This is a genomic window from Actinobacillus pleuropneumoniae (genome assembly GCF_003290385.1).
GTDB classification, from domain to species: Bacteria; Pseudomonadota; Gammaproteobacteria; order Enterobacterales; family Pasteurellaceae; genus Actinobacillus; species Actinobacillus lignieresii.
The window spans coordinates 546,108-571,159 of record NZ_CP030753.1; the positions used below are offsets into that span (position 1 = coordinate 546,108).

Annotated in this window: 26 protein-coding genes and 1 pseudogene; 18 read left to right on the top strand and 9 right to left on the bottom strand. The window is 41.3% G+C overall.

Annotated elements, in window-relative coordinates:
• Window positions 1-3: 3 nt before the first annotated feature.
• Entirely contained in the window at window positions 4-804 is an 801-nt protein-coding gene (gene znuC / locus DRF63_RS02440; protein WP_005596575.1) for a zinc ABC transporter ATP-binding protein ZnuC, read from the bottom strand.
• 203 nt (window positions 805-1,007) lie between these two features.
• Between znuC and mepM the strand changes: the two genes are divergently transcribed.
• The 9 genes from mepM (at window position 1,008) to DRF63_RS02485 (ending at window position 10,145) form a co-directional block, all read left to right on the top strand.
• Window positions 1,008-2,498, top strand: a complete 1,491-nt coding sequence (mepM, locus tag DRF63_RS02445; RefSeq protein ID WP_005596577.1) for a murein DD-endopeptidase MepM — start codon at window positions 1,008-1,010, stop codon at window positions 2,496-2,498.
• A gap of 18 nt (window positions 2,499-2,516) precedes the next feature.
• The gene (gene dsbC, locus DRF63_RS02450; protein ID WP_005596579.1) at window positions 2,517-3,212 is read left to right on the top strand and encodes a bifunctional protein-disulfide isomerase/oxidoreductase DsbC; all 696 of its coding nucleotides are present in this window, start codon (window positions 2,517-2,519) and stop codon (window positions 3,210-3,212) included.
• 91 nt (window positions 3,213-3,303) lie between these two features.
• Window positions 3,304-5,019 carry a single-stranded-DNA-specific exonuclease RecJ gene (gene recJ, locus DRF63_RS02455; protein WP_005596581.1) on the top strand — a complete coding sequence of 572 codons (1,716 nt, stop codon included), beginning with the start codon at window positions 3,304-3,306 and terminating at the stop codon, window positions 5,017-5,019.
• 133 nt (window positions 5,020-5,152) lie between these two features.
• Complete coding sequence (locus DRF63_RS02460) at window positions 5,153-6,004, top strand: OmpA family protein (protein ID WP_005596583.1); 852 nt, start codon at window positions 5,153-5,155, stop codon at window positions 6,002-6,004.
• Window positions 6,005-6,085: 81 nt separating this feature from the next.
• On the top strand, window positions 6,086-6,904 hold the full coding sequence (locus tag DRF63_RS02465; protein WP_005596585.1) for a pyridoxal phosphatase: 819 nt from the start codon (window positions 6,086-6,088) through the stop codon (window positions 6,902-6,904).
• On the top strand, window positions 6,904-8,619 hold the full coding sequence (gene narQ, locus DRF63_RS02470) for a nitrate/nitrite two-component system sensor histidine kinase NarQ (protein ID WP_005596587.1): 1,716 nt from the start codon (window positions 6,904-6,906) through the stop codon (window positions 8,617-8,619). The genes DRF63_RS02465 and narQ overlap by 1 nt, the downstream gene beginning before the upstream one ends.
• A 22-nt stretch (window positions 8,620-8,641) precedes the next feature.
• Window positions 8,642-9,160: a GNAT family N-acetyltransferase gene (locus DRF63_RS02475; RefSeq protein WP_005596590.1), complete on the top strand. Its 519-nt coding sequence runs from the start codon at window positions 8,642-8,644 to the stop codon at window positions 9,158-9,160.
• Between the two features lie 40 nt (window positions 9,161-9,200).
• Window positions 9,201-9,797 (top strand): RdgB/HAM1 family non-canonical purine NTP pyrophosphatase, encoded by a 597-nt coding sequence (gene rdgB / locus DRF63_RS02480; protein ID WP_005596592.1) that lies wholly within the window; start codon window positions 9,201-9,203, stop codon window positions 9,795-9,797.
• Window positions 9,798-9,824: 27 nt separating this feature from the next.
• Window positions 9,825-10,145, top strand: coding sequence for a YbjQ family protein (locus tag DRF63_RS02485; protein WP_005596594.1), 321 nt, complete (start codon window positions 9,825-9,827; stop codon window positions 10,143-10,145).
• A gap of 105 nt (window positions 10,146-10,250) precedes the next feature.
• On the opposite strand, the gene DRF63_RS02490 is transcribed toward DRF63_RS02485, so the two are convergent.
• Window positions 10,251-11,921, bottom strand: coding sequence for a formate--tetrahydrofolate ligase (locus DRF63_RS02490; protein ID WP_005596596.1), 1,671 nt, complete (start codon window positions 11,919-11,921; stop codon window positions 10,251-10,253).
• A gap of 109 nt (window positions 11,922-12,030) precedes the next feature.
• On the opposite strand from DRF63_RS02490, the gene DRF63_RS02495 reads away from it, so the two are divergent.
• The 4 genes from DRF63_RS02495 (at window position 12,031) to trpA (ending at window position 15,503) form a co-directional block, all read left to right on the top strand.
• Complete coding sequence (locus DRF63_RS02495; RefSeq protein WP_005596597.1) at window positions 12,031-12,477, top strand: YcgN family cysteine cluster protein; 447 nt, start codon at window positions 12,031-12,033, stop codon at window positions 12,475-12,477.
• An 89-nt stretch (window positions 12,478-12,566) separates the two neighbouring features.
• Window positions 12,567-13,316 carry an SDR family oxidoreductase gene (locus DRF63_RS02500; RefSeq protein ID WP_005596598.1) on the top strand — a complete coding sequence of 250 codons (750 nt, stop codon included), beginning with the start codon at window positions 12,567-12,569 and terminating at the stop codon, window positions 13,314-13,316.
• A gap of 185 nt (window positions 13,317-13,501) precedes the next feature.
• Window positions 13,502-14,692 (top strand): tryptophan synthase subunit beta, encoded by a 1,191-nt coding sequence (trpB, locus tag DRF63_RS02505; RefSeq protein ID WP_005596599.1) that lies wholly within the window; start codon window positions 13,502-13,504, stop codon window positions 14,690-14,692.
• A 1-nt stretch (window position 14,693) separates the two neighbouring features.
• On the top strand, window positions 14,694-15,503 hold the full coding sequence (trpA, locus tag DRF63_RS02510; protein WP_005596600.1) for a tryptophan synthase subunit alpha: 810 nt from the start codon (window positions 14,694-14,696) through the stop codon (window positions 15,501-15,503).
• Window positions 15,504-15,579: 76 nt separating this feature from the next.
• On the opposite strand, the gene DRF63_RS02515 is transcribed toward trpA, so the two are convergent.
• The gene (locus DRF63_RS02515) at window positions 15,580-15,873 is read right to left on the bottom strand and encodes a hypothetical protein (RefSeq protein WP_005596601.1); all 294 of its coding nucleotides are present in this window, start codon (window positions 15,871-15,873) and stop codon (window positions 15,580-15,582) included.
• Window positions 15,874-15,881: 8 nt separating this feature from the next.
• On the bottom strand, window positions 15,882-16,166 hold the full coding sequence (locus DRF63_RS11215; RefSeq protein WP_005609858.1) for a BrnT family toxin: 285 nt from the start codon (window positions 16,164-16,166) through the stop codon (window positions 15,882-15,884).
• 180 nt (window positions 16,167-16,346) lie between these two features.
• On the opposite strand from DRF63_RS11215, the gene polA reads away from it, so the two are divergent.
• From polA to mtgA, 4 genes are all read left to right on the top strand, one after another.
• Entirely contained in the window at window positions 16,347-19,220 is a 2,874-nt protein-coding gene (gene polA, locus DRF63_RS02525; protein ID WP_005596603.1) for a DNA polymerase I, read from the top strand.
• Between the two features lie 157 nt (window positions 19,221-19,377).
• Window positions 19,378-20,019, top strand: coding sequence for an outer membrane lipoprotein periplasmic chaperone LolA (gene lolA / locus DRF63_RS02530; RefSeq protein ID WP_005596604.1), 642 nt, complete (start codon window positions 19,378-19,380; stop codon window positions 20,017-20,019).
• A 73-nt stretch (window positions 20,020-20,092) separates the two neighbouring features.
• Window positions 20,093-20,401: a trp operon repressor gene (gene trpR / locus DRF63_RS02535; protein WP_005596606.1), complete on the top strand. Its 309-nt coding sequence runs from the start codon at window positions 20,093-20,095 to the stop codon at window positions 20,399-20,401.
• A 28-nt stretch (window positions 20,402-20,429) separates the two neighbouring features.
• Window positions 20,430-21,191 carry a monofunctional biosynthetic peptidoglycan transglycosylase gene (mtgA, locus tag DRF63_RS02540; RefSeq protein ID WP_005596607.1) on the top strand — a complete coding sequence of 254 codons (762 nt, stop codon included), beginning with the start codon at window positions 20,430-20,432 and terminating at the stop codon, window positions 21,189-21,191.
• Window positions 21,192-21,259: 68 nt separating this feature from the next.
• On the opposite strand, the gene DRF63_RS02545 is transcribed toward mtgA, so the two are convergent.
• From DRF63_RS02545 to DRF63_RS02565, 5 genes and pseudogenes are all read right to left on the bottom strand, one after another.
• Window positions 21,260-21,595 carry a carboxymuconolactone decarboxylase family protein gene (locus DRF63_RS02545; protein ID WP_005596608.1) on the bottom strand — a complete coding sequence of 112 codons (336 nt, stop codon included), beginning with the start codon at window positions 21,593-21,595 and terminating at the stop codon, window positions 21,260-21,262.
• Between the two features lie 26 nt (window positions 21,596-21,621).
• Window positions 21,622-22,533 carry an SLAC1 anion channel family protein gene (locus DRF63_RS02550; RefSeq protein ID WP_005596609.1) on the bottom strand — a complete coding sequence of 304 codons (912 nt, stop codon included), beginning with the start codon at window positions 22,531-22,533 and terminating at the stop codon, window positions 21,622-21,624.
• Between the two features lie 106 nt (window positions 22,534-22,639).
• On the bottom strand, window positions 22,640-22,981 hold the full coding sequence (locus DRF63_RS02555) for a DUF5368 family protein (protein ID WP_005596610.1): 342 nt from the start codon (window positions 22,979-22,981) through the stop codon (window positions 22,640-22,642).
• Between the two features lie 10 nt (window positions 22,982-22,991).
• A pseudogene (locus DRF63_RS11395) lies at window positions 22,992-24,332 on the bottom strand (NAD(P)/FAD-dependent oxidoreductase).
• A gap of 44 nt (window positions 24,333-24,376) precedes the next feature.
• The gene (locus DRF63_RS02565) at window positions 24,377-24,589 is read right to left on the bottom strand and encodes a YgaP family membrane protein (protein ID WP_005596613.1); all 213 of its coding nucleotides are present in this window, start codon (window positions 24,587-24,589) and stop codon (window positions 24,377-24,379) included.
• A 154-nt stretch (window positions 24,590-24,743) separates the two neighbouring features.
• Between DRF63_RS02565 and DRF63_RS02570 the strand changes: the two genes are divergently transcribed.
• A complete protein-coding gene (locus DRF63_RS02570) occupies window positions 24,744-25,031 on the top strand; it encodes an ArsR/SmtB family transcription factor (protein ID WP_005596615.1) in 288 nt (95 codons plus the stop codon).
• Window positions 25,032-25,052: the final 21 nt, after the last annotated feature.

Genomic DNA, 25,052 nt, shown 5'->3' on the forward strand with positions numbered 1-25,052 from the left:
GGACTAATGTTGGCATTCGCATTGACCGCTACATACGTCGCCGTGCAAATTATGATGGTGGTTGTGGTGATGTGAATAAAACGCCACATTTTTAGCGAATTGGTCGCCAAAGAAATGAATAAAATGCGGATCGTTAGTGACCATTTCCGGCGTACCGGCACAACAAATATGTTTATTGACGCATAAAACTTCGTCGGTATTCGCCATTACGATATTCAAATCATGCGAAACCATCAAAATTGCGCAATTTAACCACGAACGAGTATTATTTAATAGTTGATAGAGTTCGGTTTGCCCTGTAATATCCACACCTTGCATCGGCTCGTCCAAAACCAGTAAATGCGGTTTATTTAGTACCGCTCTGGCGAGTAATACGCGTTGAAGTTCGCCGCCCGAGAGTTTTTGCATACTGTTTTGCGCTAAATGCGTAATAGAGAATAGCGAAAGCGCCTCTTGAATCGCTTGCGTCGTAGCGTCAGGTTTCAAGGATAGAAATTTCCAAACGGTGATCGGCATGGAATGATCAAGATGCAATTTTTGCGGTACATAGCCGATTTTTAAGCCTTTTTGGTGAATAACTTTACCGCTGTCAGGCGTAAGTAATTTTAATAATACTTTTAATAAAGTGGATTTACCTCCGCCGTTAGGACCGACAATGGTCGTAATGGAATTAGCATAAATCGCTAAATTGATATTGTGCAGAACCTTTTGCTCGTTAAAGGATACTTCGATTTGTTGAAGCTGAACTAGCGGATGACCTTTGGATTTTTCTTTAGGGACGGGCGTAAGTCGTTTAATTTGCATTATCTAAAAATTTTAGGGATATAATAAATAAGTGACAAATTAGCGGATTTTTTAGATTCTGACAAGAATGAATTTTAAGAAAGAAATTTTGTCGGATTCTCCTGTAAGAAATAAATGATACGATAGGACATATTTTGCAACACGTTATATTGGCAAGAGATCGACGTCGGAAAAAATCTCGGTTAAAAGGTTTGGTTTTTTTGATGGCGATCTTATCAATTTTTATTGGTATTGTACTTGCGTTAAAAAATCAACCTTCTATAAATACAACGGCGAATTACGAACAATACGTTGTATTGGACGAGCAACAAGCGGATCAAAAAGATGATCCGGAACAACCGGAAGAGACGACACAATTAACATCCGCAGAAGATCAGAAACAAGCGGCGGATAAGACATCTACTAATCATGTAAATACGGAAGCTAATGAAGAAGTTTCCGAAGACGAGAAAAATTCGGAATTAACCGCAGAAGATAATTCCGCAACCTCTTATGATGATCTTTTAGCTGAAGATGATGAGGTTGAAGGGCAAGAGGGTGAGATCTCTAAAGTCGAAAATAAAGAGAATGAAGAAAAGTTGCCTCAAGAGGCCGAGAAAGTCTTAAACGATATTTTAGACGTCGCGGACGAAGCGTTACGCATTCAGGATCAATTCAGTTATACCGTCGGTCGCGGTGATAAGCTCAAAGATGTTTTGGAGCAGTCCGGTTTAGGTGCAAGTGATGCCAGAGCTATGATTAAACGTTTTCCGGAATTGGCTAATTTAGACGGCGGTCAGCAATTCTACTGGATTTTGGATAACCACGGCGAGTTGGAATATATGAACTGGTTGGTATCTGAAAAAGAAGAACGTATTTATGAGCGTAAAGATAACGGTAAATGGGTCTTTCAAAAAATAGAGAAGAAAGGCGAATGGCGACAAGATGTGGTACGTGGTGTAATTAGCGGTTCTTTTTCTTCAAGTCTTAAAGAAGTGGGGCTTTCGGAACGGCAAGTAAATCAGTTGGCGGTCGGATTGCAGTCACAAATTGCAACTAATAAACTGAAAAAAGGTGATCGTTTCGCTATCTTGGTAAAACGTGAATACATCAACGGTACGGTAACGGAAGTCGGCAACGTAGAAGGCATCCTGATTGTCAGCGGCAAGAAACGTTATTATGCGATTCAAGCGGATAACGGACGTTATTACAGTAGCCACGGTGAAACCCTCAGCAGAGGATTTGCCCGTATTCCTTTGTTATTTAATGCAAGGGTATCATCGCACTATAATCCTAGACGTTTACATCCGGTCACGCGCAGAGTCAGACCGCATAACGGGGTGGATTTCGGCATACCGACGGGAACGCCGATTATCGCACCGTCGGACGGTGTGGTTGAACATATCGCTTATCAGGCAAAAGGTGCGGGGCGTTATATTAAAATTCGTCACGGTCACATTACCACGGTTTATATGCACTTAAGTAAAACGTTGGTGAGAGTCGGACAAAGTGTGAAAAAAGGTGAGCGTATTGCGTTATCGGGAAATACGGGAGCTTCTACGGGACCTCATTTACACTATGAATTCCATCTTAACGGAAGACCGGTTAATCCGATGACGGTGAAATTACCCGGTTCAAATTCGGGTATGGCGGATAAAGAACGTAAGAAGTTCTTAACGCGTGCTAAATATGTTGAAGCAAAATTAAAATTTTAATTTATAGGATATTTAATCATGAAAAAAAATGTAACGGCATTATTTTCCGTTTCTTTAATGGGCTTATGCGTATCTCCCGTGATGGCTGATGATATGAGCTTGGTAAAAACGTTAGAAGGGATGGGGGCAACGAATGTAAAAATCAGTGATTCGGCGCTGCCCGGTTTTAGAACCGCCGTTTCAAATGAAGGCGTGGTACAAATCAGTGAAAACGGACGTTTTGTGATCCAAGGGCAAATTTTTGAACTGAAAAACGGCAAAGCGGTTAATATTACTAACAAATCATTGTTAGCGGATTTAAATGCATTGGAAAAAGAGATGATTATTTATCCGGCAAAAAATGAGAAGCACGTAGTTACCGTATTTATGGATATTACCTGTCATTATTGCCATTTAATGTTCCAACGTATTAAAGAGTATAACGATTTGGGTATTACCATTCGTTTCCTCGCTTTCCCTCGCGGCGGAATGAATACACAAACCGCAAAACAAATGGAAGCGATTTGGACATCGGCGGATAAAGTGAAAGCATTAACCGATGCGGAAAACGGTACTTTACCGAAAGAAGTAAAAACACCGAATATCGTGAAAAAACACTATGAACTCGGCATTAAATTCGGCGTAACAGGTACCCCGAATATGGTCGATAGCACCGGTCAATTGATAGCCGGTTATGTAGAACCTAAAGAATTACTTAAAATGTTAAGCGAATAGCATTAAGTCCTTGAATACAAGCGGTCTGATTTTGTAAAATTTTTGCAAAATGATACCGCTTGTTTTATTTATAACGAAAAGAAGAAAAATAGTGCAAAAGCTAATCAAACAACGACCGCCATTAACTTCGGTCACTCTATCTGAAAATCCTTTATTAAATCGCTTATACCAAAGCAGAGGTATTAATTCCGTTCAGGAATTGGAACGTTCTTTACAATATTTATATCGTCCGCAGCAACTTGCGAATATAGAACAGGCGGTCAGCCTTTTGATTGATGCATTTAAACAACAATCCCGCATTGTAATTGTCGGAGATTTTGATGCGGACGGAGCAACCAGTACGGCATTGACGATTTTGGCATTGCGCCAATTAGGGTTTAAAAATGTAGATTATTTAATTCCGGATCGTTTCTCTCAGGGATACGGCTTAAGTGTCGCCGTAGCCGAGATGGTATTGGCAAAAGGTGCGGATTTGGTCATTACCGTGGATAACGGTATTTCTTCTTTTGAAGGAATTGCATTATTAAAGTTGCATCATATAAAAGTATTGGTTACTGATCATCATTTACCAGCGGAAACGTTACCGAATGCGGATGCGATGGTCAATCCGAATTTAGCCGATTGTTCTTTTCCTTCCAAATCACTGGCCGGCGTGGGGGTTGCTTTTTATGTCATGTTGGCATTACGCAGTCAAATGCGTGAAGCACAATTATTTTCTTTAAAAGAGCCGAACTTAGCCGAGCTTCTGGATCTTGTCGCATTAGGAACGGTCGCGGATGTGGTTCCGCTTGATCACAATAACCGAATTCTAGTACATCAAGGATTAACTCGAATTCGTTCGGGACATTGCCGAGCGGGTATTCGTGCATTAGCGGAAGTATCTAAACGAGAGTTGTCTTCTTTACAAGCCGGCGATTTAGGTTTTGCTATCGCACCTCGTTTAAATGCGGCGGGGCGTTTGGAAAATATGTCGCTTGGAGTGGAATTATTAATTGCGGAAAATATGGAGATTGCCCGTCAGCTGGCTTTTGAGTTGGACAGCTTAAATCAGACCCGTAAAGAATTTGAGCAAGAGATGAAAACCGAGGCGTTGGCGATTTGCGCAAATTTACCTTCGTTAATGCAAAAAGATCAAGCACACGGTATCGCATTATATCAGGCCGATTGGCATCAGGGCGTCATTGGTATTCTAGCTTCGCGTATTAAAGATCAATTTCATCGACCGGTCATTGCATTTGCGCAAGAGAGCGAAAATAGCGAATATTTAAAAGGATCGGCGCGTTCGATTGCCGGCTTGCATATGCGTGATTTATTAGAACGTATTGATGTGAAACATCCGAATTTAATCGTGAAATTCGGCGGTCATGCGATGGCAGCGGGGCTAACGATTCATCAAAATAACTTTCTTAAATTTCAGCATATATTTGATGAAGTGATTGACGAAATAATTGCGCCGGAACAATTACAGGGCGTAATTTATACTGACGGTGAATTGTCTTCGAACGAATTGAATATTCATATTGCGGAATTATTACAAAAAGCCGGACCTTGGGGACAAAGTTTTCCCGAACCGCTCTTTGAAGGAGAGTTTAAAATACTGCAACAAAGAATATTAGGCGGCAAACATTTGAAACTGATGGTAGAGCAGCCTTTCGGCGGCTTATTTGATGCGATTTGGTTTAATGCGGATTTGCGTATTTTTCCGGATCTATCAATTAAATCGGCTCGACTTATTTATAAACTGGATATTAATGAGTTTAAAGGAAATAAAAATTTACAATTAAGAATAGAAAATATCGTTATTTAATTAGTTTCGTCAATTTAGTGCTAGAATAAAACATTATTGTATTGTAGAATTAATTATAATCTATATGCCGTATTCAGGTATTTAGCATTATATAAAATGAATGAAGTTTTTAATCTATAAAGGACATCTTACGATGAAAAATACGACTGTTTTTCGCGGATTATTATTATCGGGTATCGCTTTAGCAGTAACGGCTTGCGGTAATTTAAGTAACGTAACCGATGAAGGTACCACAGAGAATCCGGTATTCCCTAAAATTTCAGAATCAGAGTTTAATCATGACGGTTCTCAATTCGGTTCATGGCCTAATTGGGAAAACGTACGTCAAATTGAACGCGGTATGAATAAAGATCAATTATATAATCTAATCGGTCGTCCGCATTTTGAAGAAGGTTTATACGGTGTGCGTGAGTGGGATTATGCATTTAATTACCGTGAAAACGGTGTGCATAAAATTTGTCAATTCAAAGTATTATTTGACAAAGATATGAATGCGCAAAGTTTTTTTTGGTATCCGAACGGTTGTAATGGTAATGCATCATTTAACTTAAGCGGCGACTTCTTATTCGACTTTGATAAAGATACATTAACCGCAAAAGGTAAAGAAGTTGTGGATAATGTTGCGGCTCAATTAAAATCTTCTAAAGCGGAACAAGTTAAAGTTGCAGGTTATACAGACCGCTTAGGTTCTGAAAAATATAACTTGGATTTATCACAACGTCGCGCAAATATGGTTAAAGCGCGTTTAGTTCAACAAGGCGTGACTGCAAATATTAATGCTGTCGGTTACGGTAAAGCTCAACAAGTGAAAGCTTGTGACGGTATTCCGCACGGTCAAGAATTAAAAGACTGTTTACGTCCAAATCGTCGAGTTGAAGTAACTGCGAACGGTGGAGTATTAAAACAAAATGAGGGTGGTAATGTGGCAGGTCCTAACGGTCCGGCTCCGTTATATCAAACACCGGCATATAACTCCGGCAAATAATTTACAGTTTCTCTTTAACTGGAGTAAAATAGGGGCTACTTTATAAAGTAGCCTTTTTTACGTTTATGCAGGAGAAAATTTATGACCTATCAAGCTATTGCTTTCGATCTCGACGGAACCCTTCTTAATCCCCGCGCAACCATTCTCGAATCCAGTAAACAAGCGATCAAAAAGGCACGTGAAAAAGGTATAAAAGTTTTCTTCGTAACGGGACGTCATCATACGGCCGTTCGCCCGTATTATGCGGAAATCGGGTTAGATACGCCGGTAGTGTGTTGTAACGGTACTTATTTATATGATTTTCAGCATGATAAGGTGCTATCCGGTAAACCGCTAACGGCGGAGCAAGCCTCTCATCTGATTAATGATGCTAAATCGCAAGGAATTCATACCGCCGTTTATTTTCGCGATGCAATGACTTACGAACAACTAAATCCGCATTTTGCAAAATTACAGCAATGGGTTGCTTCTTGCCCAGAATCCGTTCGTCCTAACGTTTATCAATTGGAAAGTTTTCAGCAAGAAATCGATAAGGGAACGACGGTTTGGAAAGTGCTGATTAGTGATCCGAATTTGGAAAAAATGCAAAATTTCGTTAAAAAGTTACCGCTTGATCAATTTAGTCCGGAATGGTCTTGGGTGGATAGAGTGGATATTACCAGTGTAGGTAATAGTAAAGGCGCAATGTTAGCGGAATTACTGAAAATGGAAGGTCTCGAACCGCAAAATGTGATTGCCTTCGGTGATAATTTTAACGATATTTCGATGCTGGAGCTTGTCGGACTCGGCATTGCAATGGGGGATTCGGAAGAAGAAGTCAAGCAGCGCGCCGATAAAACCATCGGTTCCAATAGTGAAGACAGTATTGCGAAAACATTAACGGAATTACTTAATTTATAATGAATAAACCGGTTAATTATTCTAAATATTCCATCGCTCGTCGTATCGGATTCTATTTTCTGGTGATGATTGCTTTTGCCTCTTTAATCAGCGGCATTTCACTCAGTATTATGTGGAGTAATAAATCGGATGCGGGGCTGATTAATGTCTCCGGTTCGTTGCGAATGCAGAGTTACCGTTTTCTTTATGAAATGGAACATCATCCGCAATCTATTCCGGCTCGTCTAGCCGAATATCGCCAAAGTTTAAATTCGCCGGAGATTCAAGACTCTTTAGAACATAAGTGTTTATTGCCGAAAGAGGTTACGGAGGCTTATGCCAAGTTGCAAAAAAACTGGCTGGAAATGGAGTCTTTTATCGTTAAGCGGGATAGAAACGCCTATGAAGCCAACATAGAAGGCTATGCGAATCAAGTGAATAATTTTGTTTGGCAGTTACAGGAATTTGTCGAACTGAAATTAAAAGTGGCAATCGGCGTAATTGCCGTGTCGATGTTACTGATTATTGCGTTAGCCTATTTCGGCGTATGGTACACCCGTAAACGTATTATTACTCCGCTTAATCAATTGGTCACGGCAAGCCGACAAGTGAAAAACGAAGATTTTGATCATATCCGATTGGCGGTGGACGATCCTAACGAACTCGGTCTTCTTTCGTCCGCTTTTACGCAGATGGCAAGCGAGCTGGCTAAACTTTACGCTTCTTTGGAAGAAAAAGTGGAAGATAAAACGCGACGTTTAATGGCGGTTAATCGCTCGTTATTGGTACTTTTCCAATGTTCTCAATTACTAACCGCCAAACCGGTCAATCAAAGCGTACTATTTAAAGTATTACAAACGATTTTGGATAACGAACAATTACGCGGTATCGAAATTCAGGTCTATGGTGCGGATTATTGGAACGTAACCATTGATAATGCGCCGGAACAAGATTGGCAGTTTAATGAAATTGCGATTGAAAATGAAAAGCTGGCTTTATTGCGTTGGAAACCGTCACTTTTATGTCCGGATGAGCGTTTAATCCAAAACGTATCGGAAATGATAGGGCGCAGTCTTTACGTACTGCAGGTACAAAAGCAACAACAGCAGTTGTTATTAATGGAAGAGCGTTCGATTATTGCGAGAGAACTGCATGATTCGTTGGCGCAGTCGCTGACGTTTTTTAAAATTCAAGTCAGCTTATTAAAGCGTAACGGCGAAGTTAAACAAGATTGGGACAAACAGAAAGTCATTTTAAACGATTTTGAAAAGGCTCTGAACGAAGCCTATAGTCAATTGCGCGAATTGCTTTCGACATTCCGTTTAACGATAGAAGAAGCTAATCTTACGCATGCATTGGAACGAGTGTTGGACTCATTAAGAATCCGAACATCGGCTCAGATTCGTTTGAATTGCAAACTCCCTTCGCAAATTTTTAGTGCGCAGCAGCAAGTGCATGCACTGCAAATTGTACGTGAAGCGGTGATTAATGCGATTAAACATGCTAATGCGAGCGAAATCGATGTGATTGCCGAAACTAATGCGGACGGCGAGCATTGCTTAATTATTCGTGACAACGGCAAGGGGATTGCAAGCGATATTGAGCCGGAAGGGCATTACGGGCTGACAATCATGAAAGAACGCGCGGCAGAATTAAAAGGCGAATTCAGTATTAAAAACCGTCCGGAAGGCGGTGTTGAAGTAGTGGTCGTATTACCGAATATGATTACCGCATAATTTTTATAAAGGAAGGCACTAAATGCAGATTCGAAAATCGACGGAAGCGGATTTCGAAACCATTTTAAATATTTACAATCAAGCGATTCCGACTCATCAAATTACGGCGGATTTGGAATTGGCGACCCCGATTAATCGTCGAGCTTGGTTTGATTTTCATTTAACCAGCGAACAATACCCGATTTGGACGGTAGAAGATGAAAACGGCATTGCCGGCTGGTTTAGCTTTTCGCCGTTTTACGAGCGACCGGCGTTTGTGCATACCTCTGAAATTAGTATTTATTTAGACGGTAGTGCTAAAGGTAAAGGCTACGGTTCGAAGATCATCAAGTTTATGCAAGCGGAAATGTTGAAACATAATATTCATACTCTGATGGCATACGTGTTCGAATTGAATCAAATCAGCCAAAATCTAATGCGTAAGCACGGTTTTGAACAGTGGGGCAGATTTCCGCATATTGCCAATATGGGCAAAGATGAACAAGGGCAGGACAAATGGCGTACGTTATTGATGATGTCTTATCAAAAAGGCATTGAATAAGCGGTCATTTTTTATCAAATTTTTGCAAAAGGATCATTAAATGGAACGAACTAAAGTCGTATTAGCCACAGGCAATAAAGGTAAAGTCAAAGAAATGGCGGATGTATTAGCGCAATTTGGCTTTGATGTGGTGGCGCAAAGTGAATTCGGTATCGAATCACCGGAAGAAACCGGTTTAACTTTTGTCGAAAATGCGTTGTTAAAAGCACGTTATGCTTCAAAAATGACCGGATTACCGGCAATTGCGGACGATTCGGGCTTAGCGGTAGATGCGCTTGGCGGTGCACCGGGGCTTTATTCCGCCCGTTATGCGGAGGAAGACAGTAATGATGAGGCGAATCGCCAAAAATTATTAGCCGAACTGCAAAATGTTGCAGATGAAAAACGTGGGGCGAAATTTGTAAGTTGTATCGTTTTTCTGCAACACGAAACTGATCCGACACCGAAAATTGCCTTAGGCGAATGTTTCGGTGAAATTTTACGTGAAGAACGCGGTCAAAACGGTTTTGGTTATGATTCGCTGTTTTTCTACCCGCCTAAAAATTGTAGTTTTGCCGAGTTGGAAACCAGCGAGAAAAAGCAAATTTCACACCGTGCGATTGCATTGGATGTATTAAAACAACAGTTACTAAAGTAAGCGAAGTCACGTTTACGAGGAGAAAATATGATTATTACCACCACACCAACAATTGATGGTCATCAAATCACTGAATATAAAGGTTTAGTGTTTGGCGAAGTGGTTTCCGGTGCGAATTTTATTCGTGATTTTTTTGCGAGTATTACCGATGTGATTGGCGGGCGTTCGGGCGCTTACGAAAGCAAGTTAAATAGTGCCAGACAAGAAGCGTTAGCCGAATTGGAAAAAGAAGCGAAACGTGTCGGTGCCAATGCACTGGTGGGTGTTTCAATGGAATATCAATCAATGGGCGGCGATAAAGGTATGTTTATTGTGGTCGCAACCGGCACTGCAGTCGTGATTCGTTAAATCTGACAGATTGCACGCATCCAAGCGGTCATTTTTCACTGCTTTTTTGCAAATTATCCTATAAAAAATCCCCGCATTTGGCGGGGATTTTTGTAAGCGTTATGGTTAGAATAAACCGGTAATCAAACCGTTTTCATCCACATCAATACGATTTGCCGCCGGCACTTTCGGTAAGCCCGGCATACGCATAATGCTACCGCAAATCGCAACGATAAAGCCGGCACCGGCAGAGACGCTAATACTACGTACGGTAACGGTAAAACCGCTTGGGCAACCGAGTAATTTGGCATTATCGCTTAATGAATATTGTGTTTTCGCCATACAAATCGGTAATTTATCTAAACCTAATTTTTCCAGATTTTTAATTTCCGCTAAGGCTTCGGCACTAAAATTCACATCATCCGCACCATAGATTTTTTGTGCGATCGCTTTGATCTTGTTTTGCACGCTTTCATTTACGTCATAGACGAAATTAAAACGGTTCTCTTGTTCATCAATCGCTTTTAACACTTTTTGTGCTAAGTCCACACCACCGGCGCCGCCTTTACCCCAAACTTCAGTGAGCGATACTTCCACGCCTTGTTTCGCACAAGCGGTCTGAATTAGGGCTAATTCTGCATCAGTATCTGACACAAAGCGGTTTAATGCGACCACAACCGGTAAGCCGAATACATTTTTGAGGTTACTGATATGTTTAAGCAGATTCGGTAAACCTTGTTGTAAAGCGGTTAAATTTTCTTCAGCTAAATTCGCTTTTTCAACACCGCCGTTATATTTCAGCGCTTTTACCGTGGCAACGACCACAGCTACATCCGGTTTAAGATCAGCTAAACGGCATTTAATATCACAGAATTTTTCTGCACCTAAGTCCGCACCGAAACCGGCTTCTGTTACTGCATAATCACCTAAATGTAATGCTAAACGTGTTGCGGTAACCGAGTTACAACCGTGAGCGATATTGGCAAACGGGCCACCGTGAATAAAGGCAGGGCTGCCTTCAATCGTTTGTACTAAATTCGGTTTAATCGCATCTTTTAATAATGCCGCCATTGCCCCATGCGCATTTAAATCTTTCGCATAAACCGGCTGTTTATCTTTAGTGTAAGCGACTAAGATATTACCTAAACGCGTTTTTAAATCAGCAAGATCTTTCGCTAAACAGAAAATTGCCATCACTTCTGAAGCTACGGTAATATCGAAACCGTCCGGACGAATCACGCCATCGGTCGGATTGCCTAAACCCCCCAATACGTTACGTAATTGACGATCATTCATATCAATAACACGTCGCCATAACACACGTTTGGTATCAATATTTAACGCATTGCCTTGGTAGATATGGTTATCCAATAACGCTGCTAAGAGGTTATTGGCACTGGTAATGGCGTGGAAATCGCCGGTAAAGTGTAGGTTGATATCTTCCATTGGCAATACTTGTGCATAACCGCCGCCGGCCGCACCGCCTTTCACGCCGAATACCGGACCTAACGACGGCTCACGTGCCGCAACCACAGCATTTTTACCAAGTTGATTTAACGCATCGGTTAAACCGATAGTGACGGTCGTTTTGCCTTCGCCTGCCGGCGTCGGGTTAATCGCAGTCACTAAAATTAATTTACCGTTTTTAGCCGGTAATTTAAACGCATCTGTAGGGTTAATTTTTGCTTTATATTTGCCGTATTGTTCAATTTGATCGGCATTTAAACCTAGCTTTTCAGCAATTTTGTGAATCGGCTGCATAGTCGCCGCCTGAGCAATTTCTACATCGCTTTTCATGCGTTCCTCCAAAAAAATAAGCGCAAACGTTTGCTTTTTTAAAACCCCGCTAGAATATGCTAAAATACATTTAAAATAAAGAACTGTAACGGCTATTTAACAAAAAAAGATGACGAATCAATTAACCCCGAACTTTTGGCAGACAAAAAGCCTACTTGAAATGAATGATGCGGAATGGGAAGCATTGTGTGACGGTTGTGGAAAATGTTGTTACCGCAAATATATTCAAGGCAGAGGAAAGCGAGAGCGTTTGTATTATACTTCGGTCGCTTGTAATTTACTGGACGTGGATAACGGACGTTGTACCAATTATCCGAATCGTTTCAAAATTGAACGGGATTGTACCAAATTAACCAAGAAAAATTTGCCTGATTTCGGTTGGTTGCCGAAAACTTGTGCTTATCGTTTACTTTATGAAGGTAAGCCGTTATTTGATTGGCATCCGTTGATCTCTAACGATCCGCAATCGGTAAAAAAAGCGAATATTCTCATTCCAAACGGCATTCACGAAAAAGATGTGATAGATTGGTTTGAATTTGTGATTGATGAGGTTTAAGCTAACAAGCGGTTGTATTTTGTGAAAAATTTGCAAAATATGACCGCTTGTTATTTATATGATTTAAAAATGATAAGAGGACAAACACAATGAAAACAGCATTAGTGACCGGTGCAACGGCAGGATTCGGTTTAGCAATTTGTAAATTATTGATTCAATCAGGTTATAAAGTGATTGGTACCGGCAGACGTAAGGAACGCCTTGACGAATTACATTCACAATTTGGCAATAATTTTTTACCGCTTGCGTTTGATGTCAGTGATGATGCGGCAACCACTCAGGCGTTAAATAACCGTCCGGCAGGCTGGCAAGCGGTCGATTTATTAGTCAATAACGCCGGATTGGCATTAGGGTTGGAACCGGCTTATAAAACCGATTTAAAAGATTGGTATCAAATGATCGACACTAATATTAAAGGGCTTGTGACGGTTACTCGCTTGATTTTACCGGAAATGGTTGAACGTAATAGCGGACATATTATCAATTTAGGTTCAATCGCCGGTAATTATCCTTATCCGGGCGGTAACGTTTATGGCGGTACTAAAGCTTTCGTGAAACAATTTAGCCTCAATTTACGTGCGGATTTAGCCGGTACGAAAATACGTGTAACCAATGTAGAACCTGGTTTATGCGGCGGTACGGAATTTTCGAACGTACGCTTTAAAGGCGATGACGACAAAGCCGCAAAAGTATATGAAAACGTGAACTATGTCGCACCGGAAGATATTGCCAATATTGTGTTATGGCTAAACCAACAACCGGAACACGTTAATATTAACCGTATTGAAGTGATGCCGACCGCACAAACTTTCTCACCACTTGCGGTGGCAAGAGGTTAATTTCTAACTTGTTACCCCTCTTTGCTAAAGAGGGGAGTTTATAACTCATTGAGTTATAAGGTTTCAAACCGTTCTTACACCAATATTTCTCTTCTTTAATTCATCATCATAAATTTTTACTTGCATATCGTGAAGTTATGTACTATTTTAATAGTACATAATATTTATTATAGAGAGAACACGTTATGTCAGACACACTTCTTAATCCTTATTTCGGCGAATTTGGCGGAATGTATGTTCCGGAAATTCTCGTACCGGTCTTAAAACAACTCGAAGAGGCATTTGTTGCTGCGCAAAATGATCCGCTTTTCCAAGCGGAATTTACCGACTTACTGAAAAACTACGCCGGTCGTCCGACCGCATTAACGCTTTGCCGTAATCTCACCAAAGGAAGTAAAACCAAACTTTATCTTAAACGTGAAGATCTGTTACATGGCGGCGCACATAAAACTAACCAAGTATTAGGGCAAGCCCTGTTAGCAAAGCGTATGGGCAAAACTCGTATTATTGCGGAAACCGGTGCTGGGCAACACGGGGTGGCGACCGCATTGGCGTGTGCAATGTTAGATTTACCTTGTGTCATTTATATGGGGGCGAAAGATGTGGAACGCCAATCACCGAATGTATTCCGTATGCGTTTGATGTGTGCAGAAGTGATTCCGGTACAAAAAGGCTCTTGTTCATTAAAAGATGCCTGCTGTGAAGCAATGCGTGACTGGGCGGCAAACTATGAAACGACACATTATTTAATCGGTACGGCGGCAGGCCCGCACCCGTTCCCGACCATGGTGCGTGAATTTCAGAAAATGATCGGCGAAGAAACCAAACGACAAATATTAGAAAAAGAGAACCGCTTACCGGATGCGGTGATTGCTGCGGTTGGCGGTGGCTCGAATGCCATCGGTATGTTTGCGGATTTTATTGAGGAAAAAAGCGTGCAGCTAATCGGTGTAGAACCGGCTGGCAAAGGCATTGAAACCGGCGAACACGGCGCACCGCTTAAACATGGTACCACCGGCATTTATTTCGGAATGAAATCGCCAATTATGCAAACTAAGGACGGACAAATCGAGGAATCTTATTCGATCTCGGCAGGTTTAGATTTCCCGTCAGTCGGACCGCAACATGCTTACCTCAATTCAATTGGACGAGCAGAGTATGTCTCAATTACCGACCAAGAAGCGTTAGATGCTTTCCAAGCATTAGCACAACATGAAGGTATTATTCCGGCATTAGAAAGTTCACATGCATTGGCTTATGCGCTGAAATTAATTGCACAGAATCCGGATAAAGAACAACTGTTAGTCGTCAATCTTTCCGGTCGTGGCGATAAAGATATTTTTACCGTAGATAAAATTTTAAATGGGGGAAACTAATATGAGCCGTTTTGATACTTTGTTTGCTAATTTAAAAGCGAAAAACGAAGGGGCATTTGTGCCGTTTGTTACCCTGTGTGATCCGGATTTTGATCGTTCGTTTGAAATTATCGAAACATTGATAGCCAACGGTGCGGATGCGTTAGAACTTGGTTTTCCATTTTCTGATCCTTTGTTAGACGGGTCGGTGATTCAAGCCGCAAATAAACGTGCATTAGACGGTGGTTACAGCACCGATGCCTGTTTTGAAATGATTGCCAAAATTCGCTCAAAATATCCTGAAATTCCAATCGGCTTGCTACTTTGTGCTAATTTAGTTTTCGTACCAACTCAAGGCGTATTTTTTAACCGTTGTGCCGAAAGCGGCGTTGATGCAGTGTTAATTGCTGATGTGCCGGTACTTGCCTCCGAAGAATTTACTCAAGCAGCGAAAAAACACGGCATTCAATCAGTCTTTATTTGTCCGCCGAATGCGGATCAGGCAACGATTGAACGTATTGCACGTTTAACTGAAGGCTATACCTATTTGGTTTCTCGTGCCGGTGTAACCAGTGCCGAGAACCAAGCTCACGCCAAAAATTTAGATAACCTTATTGAAAGCCTCAAGCGGTCAAATTCCGCCCCGATTTTGCAAGGCTTTGGAATTGCTAAACCTGAACAAGTCAAAGAAGCATTAGCGCTTGGCTGTGACGGTGCGATTTCCGGATCGGCGATTGTGAAAATTATTGAACGGAATTTAGATAGCCAAACTCAATTACTTAGTGAATTAGCGAAATTTGTTAGCGTGATGAAAACGGCAACAAAATCTTAACTAAAATATCTCAATGACAAGCGGTTAAATTCTCCGAAAAATTTGCAAAATTTAAAGGGGATTTAACCGCTTGTGTTTAAGCTGAATTATGTAATTTGGCGAGATCTTCTTGAATCTTTTCATTAGCTAACATTCGTTTTTCAGACTCAACGAAACGGGTTAGGATTTGTTTGATTAGAGGTTGATAGCCTAGCCCGTGAAGTTGGGCGATATCTTTGAGATCTTGAATTAATCCCTTAGATAAGCGAATTGAGATTGGCTGTAAAGCCAATAATTCGTCTAGCATTTCCGGTGTTGTATGAGTTGAACGTTGTACAAATTTTTCATCTTGCCCAAGTTCTCTGTTCTCCCACTTTTCAATATTTTGCATACTTACCTCTATTTATATTTTTCGTAAATTCGAATTTCTTCCGCATTTGGGCGATAGGCTGTTCGAATGTAAATATCATTATTTTTTCGAATAAAACAGACTTTGAGTTTTATTCCCCTATTGGTTTCGGCAATAAACCATTCTGTTGGCGGTTCGCTCAAATGTTCTTCACGTGTGTCGATTAGAAATTGTCCGTTTATATTTGAAAATGCTTCGAGAATTTCTGTTTCCGGATCAGAAAGTCTATGCTTTTGAATCAATTTTAAATAAATTTGATGTGAGATTATCAGCATTTTTTACCTTTGTATATACAAATTTAAATCAGATAAATTGAGAATAGGTTTTTCCTTTTATTCTTCAATCGGCAAAAACGATTTTTTCGATATAACTCGAAAAGTTGTCGATTTCTTCAGATTTAAGTAGAAAAATCCGCTATAATCACAGCAATTCTCACTTCTAGAATAAAGGTTAAAATGGCTACAATTGCTCAAAATCCGCTCGTTCTTGTGGACGGTTCTTCTTATCTTTATCGTGCGTTTCATGCGTTTCCGCCGCTGACTAATAAAAACGGTGAGCCGACAGGGGCGATGTACGGTGTGTTAAATATGCTGAAAAGTTTGGTTGCCCAGGTTGAGCCGAGTCATATTGCAGTGGTTTTTGATGCGAAGGGGAAAACCTTCCGTGACGAGTTGTTCGAACAATATAAATCGCACCGTCCGCCGATGCCGGATGATTTGCGTGCGCAAGTGCAACCGTTACATACGATTATTAAAGCGTTAGGTATCCCGTTGATTTCAATTGAAGGTGTGGAAGCGGATGACGTGATCGGTACGCTTGCGGTGCAGGCGGCGAATGCCGGTAAAAATGTGTTAATCAGTACCGGCGATAAAGACATGGCACAATTGGTGAACGATCATATCATGCTGATTAATACGATGAACAATACTTTGCTTGATCGTGAAGGTGTGATTGATAAGTACGGTATTCCACCGGAGCTGATTATTGATTATTTAGCATTGCAAGGCGACGCTTCGGATAATATTCCCGGAGTAAAAGGCGTCGGTGAGAAAACCGCATTAGGTTTGTTGCAAGGAATCGGCTCATTAAAAGAGATTTATGCGAATTTGGATCAAGTGGCTACGCTTTCGTTCCGTGGCGCTAAAACACTTGCACCGAAATTAGAAGCGGAGAAAGACGCGGCGGCTCTATCTTATTTGCTTGCCACGATTAAGACCGATGTTGAATTGGAAGTCACCCATGAACAATTAGTGGTGCAACCGCAAAAGCGTGACGAATTAGTTGAGCTGTTCGGGCGTTATGAATTCAAACGTTGGCTGAATGAAGTGATGAATGACGCTAACCCCGTCACGCAGAATTCAGAGGAAAAAATCCCTAACAATTATCAAGCGACTGCTTCAGTACCACAAGCGGTCGAAACCGAGCAAACTTTTGCAAAAGTGGAGATTGATCGTAGCCGATATGAAACGGTAACGACAATGGAACAGTTACAGTCTTGGATTGAAAAGATCAACCAAGTAAAATTAGTGGCGGTGGATACTGAAACCGATAATTTAGATTCTATGTCGGCAAATTTAGTTGGGGTTTCATTCGGTTTGGCTAACGGGGATGCCTGCTATATTCCGCTAACGCACAAAGAACAGGTAACGCTTGAGCCTCAGCAAAGTGATCTGTTCGCCGAGCAGGCAGAAGCAGAAACCACCACAAGTTTTGAACTTGCAAAAAAGCAGCTAAATTTGACCGCTTGTTTAACCGAACTTAAGCCGCTATTAGAAAATGCGGACGTGAAAAAGATCGGGCAAAACATTAAATATGACCTGACCATTTTTGCGAATCACGGCGTGCAGGTGGCAGGTGTTGCATTTGATACGATGCTGGAATCTTATACGCTAAATAGCACAGGTCGTCATAATATGGACGAATTGGCGGATCGTTATTTAGGGCATAAGACGATTGAGTTTGAAGAAATTGCCGGTAAAGGTAAAAATCAGCTGACATTCGATAAAATTGCGATTGATGTCGCTTCACAATATGCGGCGGAAGATGCGGATGTGACGATGAAATTACATCAAGTGCTTGCGCCGGAATTAGAGAAAGCGCCGACATTGGTTAAATTGTTTAATGAAATTGAAATGCCGTTGGTTGAAGTGCTTTCTCGCATTGAGCGTAACGGTGTATTGATTGATCCGGAAAAATTACTTGCACAATCGGTAGAAATTGAACAACGCTTGAGCGAGTTGGAACAGTTAGTGCATAGTGAAGCGGGCGAAGTCTTTAATCTTGCTTCTACTAAACAATTACAGGAAATTTTATTTACTAAACTTGGTTTGCCTGTCTTGAAAAAAACACCGAAAGGTGCGCCTTCTACCAATGAAGAAGTGTTGGATGAATTAGCGGGGCAAGGGCATTTAGTGCCGAAATTACTAATGGAACATCGTGGTTTAAGTAAGTTGAAATCGACTTATACCGATAAGTTACCGTTAATGATTAATCAAAAAACGGGTCGAGTGCATACTTCTTATCATCAGGCGGTAACGGCAACCGGTCGTCTTTCGTCAAGCGATCCGAATTTACAAAATATTCCGATCCGTAATGAGGAAGGCAGACGTATTCGTCAGGCATTTATTGCTCGCGACGGTTATAAAATTGTTGCCGCCGACTATTCGCAAATCGAGTTGCGTATTATGGCACATTTGGCGAATGATGAAGGTATGATTACCGCTTTCGCCGAAGGCAAAGATATTCACCGTGCAACGGCAGCGGAAATTTTCGGTTTAGCGTTGGATCAAGTAACCAGTGAGCAACGCCGTAGTGCTAAGGCGATTAATTTCGGTTTAATTTACGGTATGTCGGAATTCGGTTTATCAAACCAGCTAGGCATTTCACGTGCCGATGCGAAAAAATATATGGAACTTTATTTCCAACGTTATCCGGCGGTGCAACAATTTATGACCGATATTCGTGAAAGTGCGAGTAAAAAAGGTTATGTAGAAACGCTTTTCGGCAGACGTTTATATTTACCGGAAATTAAGTCCAGTAATGCAATGCGCCGTAAAGCGGCGGAACGTGTGGCGATCAATGCACCAATGCAAGGCACTGCGGCGGATATTATTAAAGTCGCAATGATTGGCATTGATAAAGCGATTCGAGGTGATGAAAATATCAAAATGATTATGCAAGTGCATGATGAATTGGTGTTTGAAGTGAAAGAAGAGTTGGTGGAACATTACAGCCAATTAATTAAAGCGGAAATGGAAAAAGCGATTCAGCTTAAAGTGCCGTTAATTGCCGAAGTCGGTGTGGGAGATAATTGGGACGAAGCGCATTAATTTTGTGAAAAATAATTAATCAATAAAATAAAAGCCGAATGCTTCTTGGTGTTTGGCTTATTTTATTGTATCGTTATGCTAGTACGAGCTTTGTGAAACTTTTACAGAATAGGTTGTCAAAGAGGCACTTGATTCTCTTTGATAGAAGGAACAAAAAATGAAAAAATTAATTAAGCAATCATTATTAGGTTTTGCCTTAGTTTCTATGACTGGCGCAGCTTTTGCTGATGCGCAGTCAGTTGCCGAATTACAACGACGTTTAGAGCAAGTTAGCCAATATAGTGCGGATTTTGATCAAACGGTGCGTTCAAGCAAAGGTAAACAAATTCAATCGGGTAAAGGTAAATTCCAAGTAAAACGCCCGAATTTGTTCCGTATGGATACTAAATCGCCACAGGAAAATTTAATTGTTTCGGACGGTGCGAATTTATGGTTTTACGACCCGTTTGTTTCACAAGTGACGGTGAATACGGTGCAAGATGCGGTAAATAATACGCCGTTCGTGTTATTAACCAGTAGCGATAAAAGCCACTGGGATCAATATGATGTGACGCAAAATGCAGATACGTTTGTGTTAAAACCGAAATCGAAAAAAAGTAATTTAAAGCAGTTTGATGTGCGTATTGATCAAAGCGGTATGTTAAAAGGTTTCAGTACCATTGAACGAGACGGACAGAGCAATTTATACGTATTACGTAATATTACCGGTGGTGGCGTATCGTCTGATTTGTTCAAATTTAGCGTACCGAAAGGCACTGAGTTAGATGACCAACGTGGCGGTAAAAAATCTAAGAAATAATTTATTTTACTAGCGGTTTTATTTTCGCAAAATTTTGCCAAAATCAGACCGCTTTCCTTATTTTGGAGGTTCAATGAAAATTCTTTATAGTCAACGTGATCCGCAAGAGTGGCAACAGTTTATGGTTTTATTGCAACAGGCGGTGGCAGAAGATAAATTAGAACAGTTTTTTACCTCGTTTTTAACGGCAGATGAACGTAACTCTTTAGGTCTACGTGTGCAAATTGTTGCAGAGTTATTAAAAGGTGAAGTGCCGCAAAGAGAAATTCAGCAAAACTTGAACACTAGTGCCGCAACCATTACGCGCGCTTCTAATATGCTGAAAACATTGGAGCCGCAATTTATTGAGTGGTTAAACGAGAAACTTAATGGCAAAGCGTAAACGAAAACGCAAAAAGAAGTCAGTCACCATGTTTAGTTTGATCAAATGCTTATGCCGTAAAATTCTCAAGTTTTTTATTCCGCAGGAGATTGGCTCGAAAGCCGGTTGGTTGTGGTTCGGCTCAAGCCGTTTAGGGGCGGGGCTTGGTGGTGCTTTCGTTACGTTTTTGATGATTTTTTCGGTATTACCCGTGCCATTTTCCGCTTATATGGCGCAGAAAAAAGTTGAGCATTTGATTGCCGGTGATAATTATAAAATCCAATATGATTGGGTCAGTTTAGATAAAATCGCTTGGCAAATGCAGATGGCGGTGATTGCTTCGGAAGATCAAAAATTCGAAAGTCATTTCGGCATTGATTTACAAGCGATTGAAATTGCATTACAGCGCAATGCCAAGTCGAAAAAAGTACGAGGTGCTTCCACCATTTCTCAGCAAACTGTTAAAAATATGTTTTTATGGCACGGACAAAGTTGGTTGCGAAAAGGTATTGAATTACCGCTCACTTTCGTGATGGAAAATGCTTGGGGCAAACGCCGTATTCTGGAAGTGTACTTAAATATCGCTGAATTCGGCGACGGTATCTTTGGCGTAGAAGCGGCAGCGAAGCACTTCTTTAAAAAACGTGCGAAAGATCTGACTTTACAAGAGTCGGCTTTATTAGCCGCTTCGTTACCTAATCCGTTAGTGTTTCGGGTGAATAAACCGGGGCCGACCATGCGTAAACGGCAAGCGTGGATTATGCGTCAAGTTAGTGCATTAGGCGGGCGTAGCTATTTAGAAAAACTATAGAAAAGCGGTGGAATTTGCAAAAGAATTTGTAAACTTCACCGCTTTTATTTGGGGGATTCAATATTAAATTAACGTTGGGTTTCTACCGCTTCAAAAGCTCTTAACGCATAAGCGTAAGCCGCGCCTGCATTAGTTTCGATAGCAGTCGCTAACGCACCAGCAATTTCCTTGTCGGTTGCGCCTGCTTTAATTGCCGCTTCTGCATGAACGCTAATACAGCTTTCACAGCGTGTAGTAATAGCAACGGCAAGCGCAATTAATTCGCGAGTTTTCGCGTCCAGCCCTTCTTCTGCCGATGCCGCATTTAAAGCACCCATTGCTTGTAACATTTTCGGATGAGCTTGCGCCATTTTACCGAATGCTTGTTTGGTAATTTGTGTTTGTTCTTTCCAGTTAGTAAACATAATTTGCTCCTTGTATTTGCATTGAGTTAATCGGGTTGGAAAACGCTACCGTTAATTATTTCCCGCAACGTTCTCACAGTTAGATAAGTGATAATAAGTGTGCTGATAATCAGCATAACCGAACCGATAATACGGTAATAAAGTGCCGTTTCTATATTCGCTAAACCGCTCATCTCAAGGCTGGCGATACTGAATGCCGCCAGCGGGAAAGAGTAGCCCCATGCCGAGAGGAAGAACGGCGTATTTAAAAACACACGTACTTTCAGAGCTAAAAATAGCGTCCAAAACATCGCAAAGAAGTACAATATTTGACCGAACGGCACGAGTTCACCCACCAATTTGGTATAGCTGATAAAACCGACCGCGGGCGGTGCGATTAAAACGAACAGGGTCGGATTCAGTTTAGTCGGTAGCGGATCAGCGAAGAACATTCGATGTAATACGAGAGTCAGCAATACAATCCAGAACAGAAAACCGATACTGAAAAAGAACCAGTTTACATCGCTAGGTGCGTAATTAACCCCCACTACCGGCACGATAATATTACCGACGACCGGAATAAACCACGCCGGTGTTATTTGCGCCAATTTAAATTGGCTTTTGAAAATCCAGCGATCCACTACAAAGAAAGTAAAACCTAAATGTAAGATAGCTCCGACCATCCATAAACTTTGCGAAACCGCTATTGAAGCCGGCTTCCATGCCACCGACAATAACAGTAAGCCGATAGAAATGGCGGTTAAAAAGTTCATTTTGATCGGATGCATACTGTCCGCTTTAACTTGTTGCGGAAAGCGAATGCCTTTAAACAGATAGATAACGAACAGTAGCAGCCAAATCAACGTGGTGAGATAACGCAAACCGTCACTGATCTCACTAGGTAAATTTAGGACTTCATGCCCCTTATACCAAGCAATCGTCAGTCCGCTGAGTCCCATCACACTGGCAAAAAGGGGACGGGGAAATTCGCCAATTTTTGACCGCTTGTCGGATTTTCCGCCGATGGTGCCGGATTTACTTCGTTTAACATAGTTCCTTCTTTGTTTAGTTTTTAAATAGCCAACCTTTAACGGTGTAATACAGTACGGCAAAACCGAAGAAATTCACCGCATAGGTACCGAGCAATGCGAAAGCATCGATAGGCGCGCCGATATCGGATAAGCCGGATTGGGTCAGCCAAAACAGCACGAGAACGCCGATAAAGCCGCCGACTAAACCGACGACCTCCGCTTGTACTAAGCGTTTGAGATGAAAGCCTTTTTCTTTGATAAGCAAAATGACTAAAGCCACGGTTAATATTACGGCTAAAATTAATAACGGGTAAAATGCCCATGCCAACATTTCTTGTACGACGGCAATTACCATCGTTAATTCTAAACTGTTCATTTTCCGCTCCTTAAGCTTTACCGCGTAACATACTGAGATAAGTCGGTTTTAAACCGATATTTCGAGCAACCAGCTTGTCCACGAATCTTCTAACGGATGGATAATTCCCGGGAAAGACGGTTGCAAATTGTTGTTATAATCAAATTCGACTAACATCGCTCGTCCGACTTCGGTGATCAATGGACAAGAGGTGTAACCGTTGTAAATCAATTGGCTTTCTTTGCCTTGTAACTCACAGATTAAGTGATCGACCGCAACCGGCACTTGCCATTTTACACTGGCGGCGGTTTTGCCTTTCGGTACGCCGGCAATATCGCCTACCCCGAATACATTCGGATAACGGACATGGCGTAGCGTACTTTTCGATACTTCCATCCAACCTTCGTTTTTCCATGGACCGGTTTGCCATGCCAACGGTGAATTTCGAACGGCATCAGGTGCGACTTGCGGCGGAATAACATTGATAAAATCGTACGGCAGTTCTACTTTACCTTCGTCTTTACTTTCAAAGGTAGCAATACGTTTGGCAGGATCAATCGCTTTTAAAATACGATGATAGTGGTAGTGAATATCGCGCGCTTCGAACATCATACGTACTTTTTCAGAAACAATCGGCACACTGAAGAACGAGCCGTTATTACTGTTGTAGCTGATATGCGATTTAGCCAATGTACCGCGACGGTGGAGATAATCACGCACAATAAAAGTATATTTTAGCGGCGCACCGGAACATTTCATTTCGGTATTCGGACGGAGCAATACGGCATTTCCGCCTTTACGGCTAAACTCATCGAGCAATTTCCAAGTTTTTTCCGCACCGACGGCTATGATAGATACTGCCTAAACCGTTAGTACCGATTAATTTGGTATCCATTCCTTCGATGGCGTCATAATCCAGTTTTAGACCGGTGGTTACGAACAGATAGTCGTAGTTTAAATTTTCACCGTTAGATAAGCGCACTTGGTTCGCATCAGGGTTAAATTCTTCCACTTTAGCTTCAATCCATTTCACTTGAGGCGGAAGATAGTCACCGGTATCGGATACCGAATAATCGGCAGGTTTTAATCCTGCAGCAATTAGGGTAAAGCCCGGTTGATAGATATGGTGTTTGTTCGGCTCGATTACGATGATTTCGGCTTTTTCATCCAATCGTTCGGCTAAACGAGAGGCGGTGGCAAGTCCGGCTGCACCGCCGCCGGCAATAACAATTTTTATCGCTGCCGATACTTTAGGTTCGGCTAGAGCAGATTTCGGTAATAATAGACTGCTTGCTGTCGCAGTTAGGCCTAATGCGCTACTTTGTAAGAATAAACGACGGGTAAGATCAAAATTTTGGATGTTATCAGACATATCTGCTCCTTATTATTGAGCTTATACAGCTTCAAGCTTTTTAGTTATTTCTTTTTGAACGGACAAACAGGGTAGTTTTGGGCGGTATTAATACCCAGTAGTGAATACAAGCCGCAACGGGAAAAAAGACCGGTTAATAGTATGATTACGCCTAAATAACCCCAAATCCCGATTGTGCCTGTTGCGGCGAGTACGGTCAGTAATGCGCCGATCACAATACGTAAGACTTTATCAATTCCACCGACATTCGCTTTCATAGGATACTCCTTATATGTACATTGGTTGATATAATTATTTATTTATATAATGATTTTTTTATATAATATTTTTGTGATTGAATTCTGTCAATAAATTTTTTAAAATTAACGATAGATTTTTTTAACCCTTATTGAGCATAAAACAGGAAGTAAAATGAGTAAGATATTTGAAAAGGCGGGTGAAGCGAGCAATTTTCTAAAATTATTGGCAAACCCGAATAGATTGGCGATTTTATGTTGCTTATTAGAAAAGGATTGCAATGTAAGCGAACTATGCCAAGCTATCGGTATGCCGCAAGCGGCAACCTCCAATCAATTGGCAATTTTAAGAGCGGCAGGTGTGATTGTTGCCGAAGTGAAACATCGGGAACGTGTTTATCGAGTGGAAGATGAAAAAGTGAGAGCGATTTTAGCCGTTTTACACCAATTTTATTGCGAATAGTTTGATTTTTACGTCACTGCC

Coding starts and splice junctions, on each gene's coding strand:
- DRF63_RS02500 (WP_005596598.1), top strand. CDS start 12,567: ATGAAAACAGCATTAGTGACCGGTGCAACGGCAGGATTCGGTTTAGCA.
- DRF63_RS02475 (WP_005596590.1), top strand. CDS start 8,642: ATGCAGATTCGAAAATCGACGGAAGCGGATTTCGAAACCATTTTAAAT.
- dsbC (WP_005596579.1), top strand. CDS start 2,517: ATGAAAAAAAATGTAACGGCATTATTTTCCGTTTCTTTAATGGGCTTA.
- mepM (WP_005596577.1), top strand. CDS start 1,008: ATGGCGATCTTATCAATTTTTATTGGTATTGTACTTGCGTTAAAAAAT.
- znuC (WP_005596575.1), bottom strand. CDS start 804: ATGCAAATTAAACGACTTACGCCCGTCCCTAAAGAAAAATCCAAAGGT.
- DRF63_RS02490 (WP_005596596.1), bottom strand. CDS start 11,921: ATGAAAAGCGATGTAGAAATTGCTCAGGCGGCGACTATGCAGCCGATT.
- DRF63_RS02550 (WP_005596609.1), bottom strand. CDS start 22,533: ATGGGACTCAGCGGACTGACGATTGCTTGGTATAAGGGGCATGAAGTC.
- narQ (WP_005596587.1), top strand. CDS start 6,904: ATGAATAAACCGGTTAATTATTCTAAATATTCCATCGCTCGTCGTATC.
- DRF63_RS02460 (WP_005596583.1), top strand. CDS start 5,153: ATGAAAAATACGACTGTTTTTCGCGGATTATTATTATCGGGTATCGCT.
- DRF63_RS02570 (WP_005596615.1), top strand. CDS start 24,744: ATGAGTAAGATATTTGAAAAGGCGGGTGAAGCGAGCAATTTTCTAAAA.
- trpB (WP_005596599.1), top strand. CDS start 13,502: ATGTCAGACACACTTCTTAATCCTTATTTCGGCGAATTTGGCGGAATG.
- DRF63_RS02485 (WP_005596594.1), top strand. CDS start 9,825: ATGATTATTACCACCACACCAACAATTGATGGTCATCAAATCACTGAA.
- DRF63_RS02515 (WP_005596601.1), bottom strand. CDS start 15,873: ATGCAAAATATTGAAAAGTGGGAGAACAGAGAACTTGGGCAAGATGAA.
- DRF63_RS02555 (WP_005596610.1), bottom strand. CDS start 22,981: ATGAACAGTTTAGAATTAACGATGGTAATTGCCGTCGTACAAGAAATG.
- lolA (WP_005596604.1), top strand. CDS start 19,378: ATGAAAAAATTAATTAAGCAATCATTATTAGGTTTTGCCTTAGTTTCT.
- polA (WP_005596603.1), top strand. CDS start 16,347: ATGGCTACAATTGCTCAAAATCCGCTCGTTCTTGTGGACGGTTCTTCT.
- DRF63_RS11215 (WP_005609858.1), bottom strand. CDS start 16,166: ATGCTGATAATCTCACATCAAATTTATTTAAAATTGATTCAAAAGCAT.
- DRF63_RS02545 (WP_005596608.1), bottom strand. CDS start 21,595: ATGTTTACTAACTGGAAAGAACAAACACAAATTACCAAACAAGCATTC.
- DRF63_RS02495 (WP_005596597.1), top strand. CDS start 12,031: ATGACGAATCAATTAACCCCGAACTTTTGGCAGACAAAAAGCCTACTT.
- rdgB (WP_005596592.1), top strand. CDS start 9,201: ATGGAACGAACTAAAGTCGTATTAGCCACAGGCAATAAAGGTAAAGTC.
- trpR (WP_005596606.1), top strand. CDS start 20,093: ATGAAAATTCTTTATAGTCAACGTGATCCGCAAGAGTGGCAACAGTTT.
- trpA (WP_005596600.1), top strand. CDS start 14,694: ATGAGCCGTTTTGATACTTTGTTTGCTAATTTAAAAGCGAAAAACGAA.
- DRF63_RS02565 (WP_005596613.1), bottom strand. CDS start 24,589: ATGAAAGCGAATGTCGGTGGAATTGATAAAGTCTTACGTATTGTGATC.
- mtgA (WP_005596607.1), top strand. CDS start 20,430: ATGTTTAGTTTGATCAAATGCTTATGCCGTAAAATTCTCAAGTTTTTT.
- DRF63_RS02465 (WP_005596585.1), top strand. CDS start 6,086: ATGACCTATCAAGCTATTGCTTTCGATCTCGACGGAACCCTTCTTAAT.